We start from the raw sequence: 12,919 nt of genomic DNA, 5'->3' as shown, positions 1-12,919 counted from the left end.
AACTTTTAATTTAACTGCGCCCTACTTGAGCAAAAATCTCCGCTAGTATATCACCTGCTCCCTGTTCTCGTAATCTAGATGCTAAATCTTGGCCTAATTGCTCTGAGTCTTTTCTATTACCGCTTACTGTGTCTTTAATTAATTGCAAACCATCGAGACTAGCGACCATTCCCTTTAAAGTGAGAATATCGTTTTCGATACTGGTATTTACTCCAATTGGCACTTGACAGCCTCCCTCTAACTCTCTGAGAAATGACCTCTCAGCCAAGGTGCGATCGCAGCTATCAGGATCTTCCAATACTTTTAAAATCTTAAGAATTTCTTCATCTCCTTCGCGACACTCTATTCCTAATGCACCTTGACCGACAGCGTGAAGAGAAATCTCAGGGGAAATAATCTGATGAATACGGTCATTCATATCTAGTCTTTGTAACCCAGCAACAGCCAAAATAATGCCGTCATATTCCCCTGCATCTAATTTAGCTAGGCGAGTATTAACGTTTCCGCGAATATCTTTAAACTCTAAATGGGGAAAGTTATGACGTAGCTGAGCCAATCTCCTAAGAGAAGAAGTACCGATAACTGAACCTGGGGGAAAAGTCTCTATTTTTTGGTCTTTATGCTTAGAGTTAACTGCTAAAGCATCCGCAGGATCGACTCTTTTGGTGACGCAGCCCAACATTAATCCTTCAGGTAAGTTAGTCGGTAAATCTTTGAGGGAATGAACTGCAAAATCAGTTTGATTATTGAGCATTCCCACCTCTAATTCCTTGGTAAATAGACCTTTATCACCAATTTTGGCTAAAGGAACATCCAGAATTTTATCCCCTTGGGTACTCATTTTTTCGACTTCAAATTCAATATTAGGAAAATGCTTTTCTAACTCTGCTTTTACCCAATATGTTTGTACTAAAGCAAGTTGGCTTTTGCGAGTTCCGATACGGACAGTGCGCTTAGAAGTTTCAATGGTGGAGGTCATAGGAAGTTTATCTTAAAAAAATCTAATAAATCACCCGATCTAGGGTAACGCAGTTACTGAAGTGTATTGATTAATTTTTGTTTGCTTCTCTAAACATTATTTTTTTTAAATATAGGCTTTCTCAAATAGGTGAGGTACAAAATTTTCCGAACTCCGAACTCCGTTGCGTAGCTTCTCGCGCGATGCGAAGCGAGTCCTTTAGGGTAGCGAGTACTCCGAATTCCGAACTTATCTTAACCGAGGTGTACTTCACTAATTCGAGAAGCGCTATATATCCAGTTTTTAATTAATGATTTAGAGATTTGGGATTAGATATTGGAAAATAAAAACTACTTATTGTCTATTACCTACAACTTACTACCTATTGCTGATTACTTAATTACTTTTTTCATCTTATGCTATTTGATATTTGTCGAATTTACCGAATATTCATTTGTCCATAACAATTATTCCCTTAATATTAATTTCTTTACTGGCAGCTTTTGTTGCTTGGAATCTGGGGGCTAATGATGTAGCCAATTCTATGGGAACGTCAGTTGGTTCCAAAGCCATTACTCTGACCCAAGCAATTATTATTGCCGGAATTTTAGAGTTTACAGGAGCAGTGCTATTTGGTCAGCAAGTATCGGCAACTATAGCCACCAAAGTTGCTAATTCTCAATTATTTATTGATACTCCCCAGCAATTGTTAGTCGGTATGATTGCCGTCTTACTTTCCTGCGGTATTTGGTTACAAATTGCCACCAGTCAAGGTTTACCCGTTGCTTCTTCTCATGCTGTGGTAGGTGCGATCGCCGGATTTAGTTGGGTAGCCATTGGTAAGGAAGCGATCGCCTGGAGCAATATTGGTTTTATCTGTTTGGGTTGGATTGTCACTCCTGTAATCAGTGCGATGGTTGCAGCTAGTTTATATAGTTTTTTACGTTACTGGCTCTTTGAACAACAAAATGTCCGGCAACAATTATGGGAATGGATTCCTTGGTTAAGTGGAGCTTTAATTAGTATTTTTGGCATTATTGTTTTACCATCAATTGTTCAGCTTCGAGTTTTCAACTATTTATTGTTACCAGAACAAACACTCAGTTTAGGTATCGGGCTATTGTTTACTACAGGAATTACTTTTTATAGTTGGAATCAGTTAAATAAGTATCAACAAAAAAATCTCCGGCATCAGCTAAAGACTCCACTGTTAGAGAAAATAATGGGCAAATTTCAATTACTTAGTGCCTGTTTTGTTGCTTTTGCCCATGGTTCCAATGATGTGGGTAATGCGATCGCTCCCTTAGCAGTTATTGTCTATGTTTTGCAAACTAATGCTGTGCCGATTAACAATCTAGATATGCCCATCTGGATCATGGTATTAGGTGGATTAGGTATCGTGGGTGGACTGGCAGTACAAGGCAAAAATGTGATTGCTACTGTGGGCGAAAATATTATTTCCTTGGTACCTAGTACGGGTTTTTGTGCCGAACTCGCTACAGCAACCACCATCCTGATTGCTTCCCGGATTGGTTTACCAGTTTCTACTTCCCATGCCCTAGTTGGTAGTGTAATTGGCATTGGCTTAATATCTAGCAATCAAAAAGTACGCTGGTCAACCATTAAGTCTGTAGTCTTAGCTTGGGTAGTTACTCTTCCTGTGGCAGCCATCTTAAGTGCGATCATTTTTTCTCTACTATTATTATTGCTTTAGCTTTAAGCGAATCTTTCGAAAATTAATTTGAGCTGATTCCAAAGTCTTATTAGGTATTTGTTCTGGGGTGGTGGATAACAAATCAGATTCTTACAGATAGAATAAAGGTAATATAACTCTCAGCCTCATCTTGATTTCAGTAACTTTCACAACTTTGAGAATGCTTGATTTAGGCTAGCTTCAGATATATTATCTTTAAATTTAATTTTGGAAAATCTATGACTGCAACATTTTGCGAATATATGCCAGGTTTAGAAGGTATCCCTGCTACCAAATCTAGTATTAGTTTTGTTGATGGTCAGAAGGGTATTTTAGAATATCGTGGTATTGCGATCGAAGAATTAGCTAAACATGGTAGTTTCTTAGAGACAGCATACTTGCTAATCTGGGGTAAATTACCTAGTGAACAGCAGCTTAAAGAATTTCAAACTGATATTATTTATCATCGCCGAATTAAGTACCGTATTCGGGACATGATGAAATGTTGTCCTGAGACTGGACATCCTATGGATGCTTTACAGACCTCAGCAGCAGCCTTAGGTTTATTTTATGCTCGCCGTGCTTTAGATGACCCTGAATACATCAGAAAAGCAGTAGTACGTCTTCTGGCAAAAATCCCGACGATGGTGGCAGCGTTCCATCAAATGCGTCGGGGAAATGATGCGATTAAACCTAATGATGATCTTGATTATGCTGCCAACTTTTTATATATGCTGACCGAGAGAGAACCTCATCCTTTGGCAGCTAAAATATTCGATGTCTGCTTAACTCTACATGCTGAACATACCATTAATGCCTCAACTTTTTCGGCAATGGTAACTGCTTCAACTCTGACCGATCCCTATGCTGTAGTGGCTTCAGCTGTCGGTACCTTAGCAGGTCCTCTTCACGGAGGAGCAAATGAGGAAGTACTTGTAATGTTAGAGGATATTGGTACCGTGGGTAATGTGTATCCTTATGTGGAAAATCTCATTACCAATAAGCAAAAAATTATGGGTTTTGGACATCGAGTTTATAAAGTCAAAGACCCTAGAGCCAGAATTTTACAAGGATTAGCTGAGGAGCTATTCGACGAAACAGGACATGATCACTATTACGATTTGGCTTTGGAGCTAGAAAAAGCGATTGAAGTCAAGTTAGGACATAAGGGCATTTATCCTAATGTCGATTATTATTCTGGTTTGGTTTATCGGAAATTGGGGATTCCTAGTGATTTATTTACCCCCATTTTTGCGATCGCTCGTGTCGCCGGCTGGCTAGCCCACTGGAAAGAACAATTGGCAGTTAATCGCATCTTTCGACCTACTCAAATTTACACAGGGGAACATAACGCTCCCTATATCAATATGGCAGAACGATGAACGGTAGTGCCTCAAATAACTGTGAATAGCTTACAAGATTATACCTGTAGATTAATCTAGCTCTCACAGTAGCTATTGCTCTCCATCGAGTGTTGAAGCAAATCTAATTGAAATAACTTATTTTTCAACTTCTCAGGTCAATATTTCCTTCAATTGCCTCAATTAAAAGTATAAAATTTCCGCGGCTCAATGTAAGTTTAAGCTTAAGGCAGCGGAAAAATTATGCTTTTAGTGACACAAACTGTAAATTAAAGTCTATTTTTGCCGCTTTTTAAAGTCTTACTTTGCCAATTGATTATTAAAATAGCCTTTTAAAGTTAAGTATACTAACTTAACTTCGTGACTATTAAAGTCTTTTTTTGCCGAAATATAAAAATTAATCTTTAATGTTGCCGAAATTTTTAATTATGATACTAGCCTTGGAATAATAGTAAAAGAGTGAACTTAGATTTTTTTCTCTGAGTAATTTGTATGAATCTTCTTTTGACTCAACTAATGACATCGGGCAATTCATCTTCTAACAACCTTAAAGGAGCATACTGACTGGCAATAATAGTTGTTAACATCGTGAAGATTCCCATGACCATAAACATCAAACCAATACCTCGACCAGTACCAGTACCAATGACTCGTCCAATACTTCCAGCTAGAAAACCATCAACTGACATCAGAGGTTCAAATATTCTGTCTGATAGAGGACCTGCAACCAGATAAGCTAGAGGTCGTGATGACCAGGCAAACATAGTTCTGTAGCAGCACTGTATGCGGGCCATTGAAAAGCATTGGAGAGAGAACTGATGGTGGTGGCCAGATAAATATGCCAAATTTGTATTTGTCCAATAGCTATTAGCAAGGCAATACAAAGGGTACTCAATCCAGCAATAGAATCGCTAAGAATCATTACCCAACGGCGATCGCATCGATCTACCAAAGCTCCCGCAAGGGGTGAGATTACTAAGCCTGGCAGCATTGTAAAAAAAGAGATTAAAGAAAACTGAGTGACCGATCCCGTATTTTGATATACCCAAACTCCAAGGGCAAAACTGGTCAGTTGAGAACCGAATAAAGATATGAGTTGACCAAACCAGACGATTAAAAAAGTCCTCATATCATTACTTCTGACTCCTTTTGCTGACCCTGTATCGGCGATCGATAGTTGTCGATCGTTGCAGCCAGATCTTCAACTTGGGGCGATCGCATGATGGTGTAATGATCTCCTGTAATAGTATGAGTTGCTGCGGATTTTTACTTGCGATCGCCTTTATAGAGAAAAGAGCGATCGCTTTTTATTTAAGGTTGTTTTTAAATTTAATGAGCTCACGGGGTGACAGAGGAGTTAAAAGGAAGATAGGATAAGCATTTTAGCCCTTATACCCTGTTGATAAAAAGGTAGCTTATTAGGAGTAAGTATCATTAGTTGCTCAACCCACTTATGGCATATTTGAAAAGATTCAACCCACAAACCACCATACAACCCCACCCAGAAATTGCTATGTCTTCGATCTTTTCTCAAGTTTTCTTTCAATCGGCAGACATATTCTTTGATACCTTTGAAGCTAATTGTTTGACCTTTTTTAATAGCACAAGTATAAGCAATTGCTATCAGTAAAATTAAAGATAATAAACGCTTATCGTTCCCTTGACATTGCTCTAAATTATACCCCCCAGATTTACAATCTTTGAACATTGCCTCGATTCCCATTCGCTTTTTGTAAGCTTTAATTGCTTGCTTTAAATTAGACAAATTATTAATTAAATACCAGCCCTCATTCTTCTTTTTTCCTTTAGTACTTTTATGCCAATATAAAGCAATATTTACTCGACTCATTCCTGGTTGTTTGGTAAATTTAACTTGCTTATAATAACTAGAGTTTCCTGGAGCTAATCCTAAAGACTTTAATTGTTGATAATCCTTTCCTTTTTCTTGGATGTATTTATTGTTTTTAGTTCTCAATACATACTTGCAATTTCGCTTAGAGAGCCAGTCTGCTAGATTAATATTGCCAAATTCTCTATCTCCAATTATGACTACTTGATATCCTTTTAATAATCTCAATGTGGATTTGAGTAACCTTTTTTGCTCGGTAATATTACTATTTCCTTTTTTATTTAGTAAGATCCAATGTAAAGGTATACCTCTTTTATTTTTGATTAGGCTGACTACAAATAAATTTCGCTCCTTCTATCTAGTTCTATCAATTGCTACATAGCAAATTCTCTTGTTAGTTTGGTTGATTTTTAACCATTTTTTGATGATGGGAAACCAAATACATTTAGGTGTTAACTTTGGTAACATCAAAAATCTTTGTAGATGACGACGACGGCTTTGATATTTGAGCGGAATCGGTAGGAGCGAAGCCAGTTTTTCAATCTGAATTGTTCTATAGTTTTGTAATAGTAGTACGACTATTCTTAGGGTTGCATATTGCCTTGGGGTCAATAACTTCTCCATACATTTGTGATAGAATCCTGGCAACATTTTTGTTTAGGGGTAATTCTCAATAATTTTTACCCCTTTTTTCTACCATCACACCGCTACATTTAACTGCTCGTCTTCCTTTTAACTCCTCTGTCACCCCGTGAGTTTAATGAGTTCTAACTTCATATGCGATCGCGACGGAGATCGGTTTTCTAGAAAGCAAGGAGATTCAATAAGATCGCAATTAGATTGAATTAATGCGATCGCTTTTTTAGGGTTAAAAAGGGTAATTGAGGATTGCTAGGGTGATCGCAACAGCTATAAAAGCTTCTGGAATTCTTCGATGGTTAATCCAGCATCTTTAACAATTCCAGCCATGGTATAGGCATTGACTGGATTAGCTCTAGGAATGATAATGATGCGCCCACCATCCGTCATGGTGATATGTTTGCCCTGTCTAACAACTTGAAAACCTACCTTTTTAAAAGATTGAGGGCTATTTTTGTGAGAGAATTATGTATTGACAATGTAAATACGAAATCTCGTATAATAGAGAAGATGGATAAAGAATTCATCCTCAATGGTATTACTTTTATCTGGAATGACGACAAGGCAAAGCAAAACCCATTAAAACATAAGGGAATTACATTTGAGCAAGCAGTCGAAGCTTTTTTCGATCCCTTTTTAGTAGTAGTCGATGCCAGTCGTAATGATGAAGCCAGAGATGCCATTATCGGAATGGATAAGCAAAGTTATCTCTTGTTCGTCGTTCATATTCAACAAGAGAACGATCAGATTAGAATTATTTCCGCTCGTAAAGCTACTCGTCAAGAACGCAATTACTATGAAAATTGAGACTTTGAAACAAAGATTAAGAAAAGATCGCCCCATGAAAAGTATTACCCTTCGTATTCCTGAAGATGTAGTTGAAGACTTGAAAAAAATCGCCCCCGTGTTAGGTTTTTCTGGTTATCAACCTTTAATGAGAACTTATATCGGACAGGGTTTGAGAAAAGATTTAGAGGAACTAGAAAACGATCCTTTCTGGGAATTAATAGAAAGTTTAAAACGTCATGGTGTAGAAGAAGAAGTTATCAATAATGCTCTTAATGAAATTACTACCCATTCATGAGATTAGGGATTATTTAAAATGATCGTTGTATACCTAAAAACGCGATCCCTTTTTAATTAAATTGGCTTCACCTATAATTACAGTGCCAATGAAGTAATCGAATCTCCTTTTGACGATTTGGATATTGACTCCAATTCCAACAGCTACGAACTAACTCTACGCCAGCCAGTTATCCAAACTATTAAACAGCAAAACTATCATGACTTTTCCCTCGGTTTGACTACCTCCCTTAGAGATAGCGAATCTACTATTGACGATCTGCCTTCTTTTCTCTCTCCTGGTGCTAATGAAGCAGGAGAAACTCGCGTATTTGCTCTGCGCTTTTTTCAAGAATATATCCAACACAACGCCCGCTCTGTATTTGCACTGCGATCGCAGTTTAATTTCGGACTGGATGCTTTAGACTCGACAGTTAATCAACAAGTAGCAGAGTAGAGAGAATTCCTGACAGTCGTTTTTTCGCTTGGCGATTTCAGGGACAATACGTACTGTTGCTGGGTAGAGATAGTTTATTCCTCAGGGGGTGACAACAGTGCTGAACTTTAGATGGGGTGTTGGGGAAAATTTATCCAAGGAATTCGATCATTTTTCGATGCAGTGGGTTTTGTTTTGAAAAGTTTTGCTTTTTGCCTAAGAAGAAACTGCCAAAGATATTTCGTGTTATTCCTGTTGAGTATCTTTTTAATCGTAGGAGTAATACCAGTCCAATCCCAAACACCTGTAGCTAATGCTCGACAGCTAGTACGACAGGGAGAAATTGAGTATCGTGCGGGGGAATTTGTCTCGGCGGTTAACTATCTCCAAGAAGCGGTTAGAGTCTTTGAAAGTGATGAAGACTGGCAAAACCTGGCAATAACTTTAACTAATTTGGGTCGTTTGCAGTTGAGTTTGGGCAAAGCAGAATTAGCTCTAAAAAGCTGGGAAAAAGCTACTGAGATTTCAGAGCAATTAAATGATGATTCAGCTATAGTTCGCGATCGCATTTATCAAGCCGAAGCCTCAGAGCAATTGGGACTTTACGAGCGCGCCTGTGTTACTTTGCAGTCAGCTTTAGCATTAGATAACAATATTTGTGCAGATCCAACATTTCAGATTCTAGAAAACAAAATTAAGCTTGTCTCGCCACTACAAACAACTGGCTGGCGTAGCCTGGGTAATGTTTTGCGCTTGTTAGGTAATTTAGAAGAGTCAGAACTAGTCTTACAGACCATCGCCAAAAGCTCCTTTGACACAGAGCCAGCAACTACTAGAATAAGCCTGGGTAACACCCTCAGAGCTAGAGGTAATATTATTCGCGATCGCCAAGCCTCACCTAAATACGACTATCTTCCTTGGCGTTGTGACGCGATCAAATCTAATTCGAGCAATCTGCCTCCAGAAGCACAAAATTTCTATCGACAGGCTCAACAACAATACAATCGAGCGATCGCTTTATCTAAACTAGGAAATAGCAAAATATCAGCCCAGCTCAATCTTCTCGATCTAATTTTAAAAAGCGATCGCTTTAACCTCTGATGCTTTGTTACTGGCTCAACCCGATAAGTCGCCTCAGATTGCCTATCAATGGCAATGGCAACTAGGAAGATTATGGGCGAGGGAAGAGAAACGAGATCGGGCGATCGCATTTTACCAAGCAGCCAGCAAAACTTTAGAATCTGTCCGTAGCGACTTAATTAACCTCAATTCCGACGTGCAATTTTCTTTCCGCGATGCTGTCGAACCTTTATACCGCCAGTTAATCGATCTGCTTCTAACTACAGAAGATAATCTCTCAAATAATGCAGAAAACTTCCCTACCCAAGCGTTAAAGGTAGTTGACTTTCTGCGTCTCTCGGAATTAGAAAACTTCTTGCAATGCTCTCTAGCTCCCCAATTGCAGATAGAAACAGCCGTAGGAGAAATAGACCCCCAAGCAGCATTTATCTATCCCCTGATTCTGGCAGATCGTTTAGAAATTATTTACAAATTGCCCCAACAACCCCTCACCCATCGAGCTGTATTTATTCAACCTATAGAAAGACAGTGGCCAAACTGCAAAGCTATTTAAGGCAATCTCGTTTCACCGAAGAAGTCAAACAGGAAGCCTAGAAAGTATATCAATGGATTATTCAACCACTCGAACCAGACCTAGAAAAATTAAAACAGAGCGGTCAGATAAATACCTTAGTTTTTGTTTTAGATGATACTTTGCGGGACATTCCCTTATCAGTACTCTACAACCAAGGAAAATATTTAATCGAAGACTATGCCCTAGCTGTAATTCCCAACAGACAGCTTTTCGATCCTCGACCCAGACAAGAACAGATTAATGTCTTGATGGCAGGAGTCAGTGAAGCACAAACAGTTGATGGTCAAGAATTTGCGGCCCTACCTTATATCTCCAGCGAACTAGCCGACATTCAGCAATTAACCGATACCACTACCAAACCACTGCTAAACCAAACTTTTACCGAGGAAAGACTAGAACAACAAATTGATTCTGCTGCTTTCCCCATCGTCCATATTGCCACTCATGGAGAGTTTAATTCCGACCCCAATAAAACTTACATCCTTGTTTGGGGACAGCGAGTCAAAGTCAGGAGTTTCGATCGCCTTCTCCAAGTAAATAACCCCGATAGTTCTCAAGCGATCGAGTTACTAATTCTCAGTGCTTGTGAAACCGCTCAGGGCGATCGCAGGGCAGCATTGGGATTAGCAGGGGTAGCAGCCCAAGCGCAAGTTCGTACTACCTTAGCTAGTTTGTGGAAAGTTAACGACCTCGCCACTGCGGAATTTATGACTAAGTTTTACGAAAACTTAAGTTCTGGAATAACTGTAGCCCAGGCTCTGCAACAGACTCAACTTTATTTTTTAAACGACCCAGATTTGAGAAGACCTTATTTCTGGTCGCCTTTTGTCATCGTTGGCAACTGGTTGTAAAACAGGCGTTGGTGATTTCATGAGGTGACCCCGTGTCGGCGTAAGACGTTTACCCAGGAGCGTTATCTGGGCAAGGGAACGCTCCTCATGGTGACATATAAAATACACAATATTACTGTTAGTAGTTCTAAGCTTTAAGCTTTAAGCTTTTTTAAGAAGAAATTCAATATAGAAATTTAGCAATCATACTTTGATTCACCAACGCCTAATTTTCTTCCCTTTGCCCCTTAACCTGAAGGTTCACCCGAATGCATTCGGGTGCTTGCCTTCAGGCGCATTCCGCGCCTTTTACCAATCTCAACCGAGGAATTGATTTTGCATAGGTTCTTATAGCCAACTCAATTATTTAGTAAAGCTTCAATTGGATCGAGAGAGTTATTCCCGCCTACTAATTCAATTGACACAAATCGCCTAATAGCAGCTTCGTGTGCAACTATGTACCCGAACAGTTCCTTGTCTTGTTTGATCGCCTGTTCCTCAAGCCGACGAAAAACTTCTTGATAATATTCTGTTTCTTTGAGTATTACTTTCAAAACAACATACCAAGGAGCAACTAAACAAAAAACACCTAATACTGAACCTCTAGCAACCGCCCACCTTAATTTTGGTATTTCAATACTATTAATCTCAAAATATTCGAGAATTCTGGTTTTTGTTTGAGCCTCCAAATGCCACAGCATCTTTGCTTTATGTCTACGATTTAATAACAACATAGAGTAGTATGCCGAACGAAAAAAGGCTTCTCCTAGCACTTCAGACTTCAAGGCGATCGTTAAATCTTTTGTTGGCTTTTCTATATCCGTTTGATGGCATTCCATAAATAATACGCCTTGTTCCACCCAATATAGTAATTACAAAACTAAAGCAAGGTCGGTCTAATCAGGACAAATAATAGGCGATCGCAAATTAGAGAAAATAGCAAGGCGATCGCTTTTTTACTTAACATTTAATTCAATAAAAAATCATTTTCTAACAAGAGCTATAATCACAACTGTAATAATTATTATTCTTTATGCTCTCTAAATTAAGATGAAAAACATCTATAAATTACCATTAGTTTTAGAGCCTCAGCCAGAAGGAGGCTACACAATTACTTGTCCTCTTTTGCCTAATTTAATCACAGAGGCTGATACTTTAGAAGAAGTTATGCCTAATGTTTCTGATGCTTTATCGGCAATTATTGAGGCATATCAAGACTTAAATCAACCTTTGCCAAGCATACTACAGCCTATTAGCGAACAAACAACTCTTTGGACAGAAAGTTTAATTCCTATCGGTGCATAGTGAAATATAAAGAAATTGTCAAAAAACTTAAAAAAATGGGATGCCAAGAAATACCTAGAAGAGGTGGAGGTTCTCATCGAAAATGGTATAACCCTCAAAATAATGCCGTTGTGCCAATTCCTGATTGGGGTAATAAAGATTTGAAAATAGGCACTTTAAGACAAATTATTCGTCAACTCGATCTTGATTGGGAAGAATTTAAGAATTTGTAGAAGGCGATCGTACTCTAACCTCTATACAAGGGAAATTTAAGTAAAAATTGTTCGTTCACAATGACATTTCTAGTGAATGATCGAAAATCGACAGTGAGATTTCTGCTTCACGCCAAAAACGGCAGGAGAAAAATCTTTGGCAGCGTCGGTTTTGGGAACATTTGATTCGAGATGAAAGAGATTTTGCCCAGTATTGTGATTATATTCATTACAATCCAGTACGTCATGGGTTGTGTCATTCGCCGCAGGAATGGCAGTTTTCCAGCATTCATCGGTTTATCACCGACGGCGACCTCTTCAATTGCTTTTTCTCCTTCTGAAGATAACACCTCAGTTTCCGCTGCAAAGGAGGAACAAGGACAGGACATACAACCGTCCGCTTCCTTAGACTTACTTTTTCCTCCTTGTCGCAGGCGCATACCACGCGCCATTCCTGCAAACATTATATCCATGCCCAACTGGATGCCATGCCCAACAGAAGGATCGCTGGCAAAACTGTAAACATCGTAAGCAAATATGCCCCTCAACGCTGCTGGACCAGCATACGGTACGGCAAATGCTGCACCCATGCCGAAACCGATACCAAAAGCAGAGGCAATATCACCAGCACTTCCTCCAGACATGGCTGTAAAGGAAGCATTCATTGTCCCCAGGACTCCACCTGCGATCGCCATATTGGCAGCAGCAGTCGCAGCAGCACCCCATCCAGCAGCAGCGACAGCCCCAGTGACTGCCAGACCCGCTCCCGCAGTGACCCCTCCAATAGCAGCACCACCAATGATGCCCGCCCAGGTTTTACCATCACTCCAGTCCCAACTTGCAGGGTTCATACTGTTGTTGACTGCTGCACCTCCCATAAAGGCACCGCCTGCCATGGCTGCACCAATAGCTAATACCGTCAAGGAGATGAAAAACTCCCC

15 protein-coding genes and 3 pseudogenes are annotated in these 12,919 nt (G+C 39.4%); 11 read left to right on the top strand and 7 right to left on the bottom strand.

Annotation, left to right across the window (positions count from 1 at the left end):
• Nucleotides 1-10: 10 nt before the first annotated feature.
• On the bottom strand, nucleotides 11-979 hold the full coding sequence (gene hemC, locus PLEUR7319_RS0119460) for a hydroxymethylbilane synthase (RefSeq protein ID WP_019506901.1): 969 nt from the start codon (nucleotides 977-979) through the stop codon (nucleotides 11-13).
• Between the two features lie 433 nt (nucleotides 980-1,412).
• Here hemC and PLEUR7319_RS0119455 point away from each other — a divergent pair, with 433 nt between their 5' ends.
• The gene (locus PLEUR7319_RS0119455; RefSeq protein WP_019506900.1) at nucleotides 1,413-2,672 is read left to right on the top strand and encodes an inorganic phosphate transporter; all 1,260 of its coding nucleotides are present in this window, start codon (nucleotides 1,413-1,415) and stop codon (nucleotides 2,670-2,672) included.
• 218 nt (nucleotides 2,673-2,890) lie between these two features.
• On the top strand, nucleotides 2,891-4,033 hold the full coding sequence (locus PLEUR7319_RS0119450) for a citrate synthase (protein ID WP_026102649.1): 1,143 nt from the start codon (nucleotides 2,891-2,893) through the stop codon (nucleotides 4,031-4,033).
• A gap of 488 nt (nucleotides 4,034-4,521) precedes the next feature.
• On the opposite strand, the gene PLEUR7319_RS42160 is transcribed toward PLEUR7319_RS0119450, so the two are convergent.
• The 5 genes and pseudogenes from PLEUR7319_RS42160 to PLEUR7319_RS40200 all read right to left on the bottom strand — a co-directional run.
• A complete protein-coding gene (locus PLEUR7319_RS42160; RefSeq protein ID WP_202804253.1) occupies nucleotides 4,522-4,776 on the bottom strand; it encodes a hypothetical protein in 255 nt (84 codons plus the stop codon).
• Nucleotides 4,749-5,141 carry an MFS transporter gene (locus PLEUR7319_RS42155; protein ID WP_026102647.1) on the bottom strand — a complete coding sequence of 131 codons (393 nt, stop codon included), beginning with the start codon at nucleotides 5,139-5,141 and terminating at the stop codon, nucleotides 4,749-4,751. Before PLEUR7319_RS42155 ends, PLEUR7319_RS42160 begins: the two co-directional genes overlap by 28 nt.
• A gap of 228 nt (nucleotides 5,142-5,369) precedes the next feature.
• Nucleotides 5,370-6,197 (bottom strand): annotated as a pseudogene (locus PLEUR7319_RS38360) (IS4 family transposase); the annotation flags it as partial.
• A gap of 18 nt (nucleotides 6,198-6,215) precedes the next feature.
• Nucleotides 6,216-6,512 carry a hypothetical protein gene (locus PLEUR7319_RS42790; protein ID WP_237743596.1) on the bottom strand — a complete coding sequence of 99 codons (297 nt, stop codon included), beginning with the start codon at nucleotides 6,510-6,512 and terminating at the stop codon, nucleotides 6,216-6,218.
• 258 nt (nucleotides 6,513-6,770) lie between these two features.
• A pseudogene (locus PLEUR7319_RS40200) lies at nucleotides 6,771-6,938 on the bottom strand (type II toxin-antitoxin system HicA family toxin); the annotation flags it as partial.
• 72 nt (nucleotides 6,939-7,010) lie between these two features.
• On the opposite strand from PLEUR7319_RS40200, the gene PLEUR7319_RS0119420 reads away from it, so the two are divergent.
• The 6 genes from PLEUR7319_RS0119420 to PLEUR7319_RS0119395 all read left to right on the top strand — a co-directional run bounded on the left by PLEUR7319_RS0119420 (nucleotide 7,011) and on the right by PLEUR7319_RS0119395 (nucleotide 10,503).
• Nucleotides 7,011-7,307: a BrnT family toxin gene (locus tag PLEUR7319_RS0119420; RefSeq protein ID WP_019506895.1), complete on the top strand. Its 297-nt coding sequence runs from the start codon at nucleotides 7,011-7,013 to the stop codon at nucleotides 7,305-7,307.
• Nucleotides 7,297-7,584 carry a hypothetical protein gene (locus tag PLEUR7319_RS0119415; protein WP_019506894.1) on the top strand — a complete coding sequence of 96 codons (288 nt, stop codon included), beginning with the start codon at nucleotides 7,297-7,299 and terminating at the stop codon, nucleotides 7,582-7,584. Before PLEUR7319_RS0119420 ends, PLEUR7319_RS0119415 begins: the two co-directional genes overlap by 11 nt.
• Nucleotides 7,585-7,701: 117 nt before the next feature.
• Entirely contained in the window at nucleotides 7,702-8,019 is a 318-nt protein-coding gene (locus PLEUR7319_RS0119410) for a hypothetical protein (RefSeq protein ID WP_019506893.1), read from the top strand.
• A gap of 234 nt (nucleotides 8,020-8,253) precedes the next feature.
• On the top strand, nucleotides 8,254-9,099 hold the full coding sequence (locus PLEUR7319_RS0119405; protein WP_036799034.1) for a tetratricopeptide repeat protein: 846 nt from the start codon (nucleotides 8,254-8,256) through the stop codon (nucleotides 9,097-9,099).
• 4 nt (nucleotides 9,100-9,103) lie between these two features.
• Complete coding sequence (locus PLEUR7319_RS0119400; protein WP_019506891.1) at nucleotides 9,104-9,631, top strand: hypothetical protein; 528 nt, start codon at nucleotides 9,104-9,106, stop codon at nucleotides 9,629-9,631.
• Between the two features lie 56 nt (nucleotides 9,632-9,687).
• On the top strand, nucleotides 9,688-10,503 hold the full coding sequence (locus tag PLEUR7319_RS0119395) for a CHAT domain-containing protein (RefSeq protein ID WP_083892509.1): 816 nt from the start codon (nucleotides 9,688-9,690) through the stop codon (nucleotides 10,501-10,503).
• A 338-nt stretch (nucleotides 10,504-10,841) separates the two neighbouring features.
• Here the strand turns inward: PLEUR7319_RS0119395 and PLEUR7319_RS0119390 are convergent, their stop codons facing one another.
• Nucleotides 10,842-11,321 carry a hypothetical protein gene (locus PLEUR7319_RS0119390; RefSeq protein ID WP_026102646.1) on the bottom strand — a complete coding sequence of 160 codons (480 nt, stop codon included), beginning with the start codon at nucleotides 11,319-11,321 and terminating at the stop codon, nucleotides 10,842-10,844.
• Nucleotides 11,322-11,532: 211 nt separating this feature from the next.
• Between PLEUR7319_RS0119390 and PLEUR7319_RS0119385 the strand changes: the two genes are divergently transcribed.
• The 3 genes and pseudogenes from PLEUR7319_RS0119385 to PLEUR7319_RS43605 all read left to right on the top strand — a co-directional run.
• Nucleotides 11,533-11,787 (top strand): type II toxin-antitoxin system HicB family antitoxin, encoded by a 255-nt coding sequence (locus PLEUR7319_RS0119385; protein ID WP_019506888.1) that lies wholly within the window; start codon nucleotides 11,533-11,535, stop codon nucleotides 11,785-11,787.
• Nucleotides 11,787-11,999 carry a type II toxin-antitoxin system HicA family toxin gene (locus PLEUR7319_RS0119380; protein WP_019506887.1) on the top strand — a complete coding sequence of 71 codons (213 nt, stop codon included), beginning with the start codon at nucleotides 11,787-11,789 and terminating at the stop codon, nucleotides 11,997-11,999. Before PLEUR7319_RS0119385 ends, PLEUR7319_RS0119380 begins: the two co-directional genes overlap by 1 nt.
• 86 nt (nucleotides 12,000-12,085) lie before the next feature.
• Nucleotides 12,086-12,289 (top strand): annotated as a pseudogene (locus tag PLEUR7319_RS43605) (transposase); the annotation flags it as partial.
• Between the last annotated feature and the right edge of the window lie 630 nt (nucleotides 12,290-12,919).

Source organism: Pleurocapsa sp. PCC 7319 (assembly GCF_000332195.1).
GTDB lineage: Bacteria > Cyanobacteriota > Cyanobacteriia > Cyanobacteriales > Xenococcaceae > Waterburya.
This window is presented reverse-complemented; position numbering and strand designations above follow the sequence as displayed.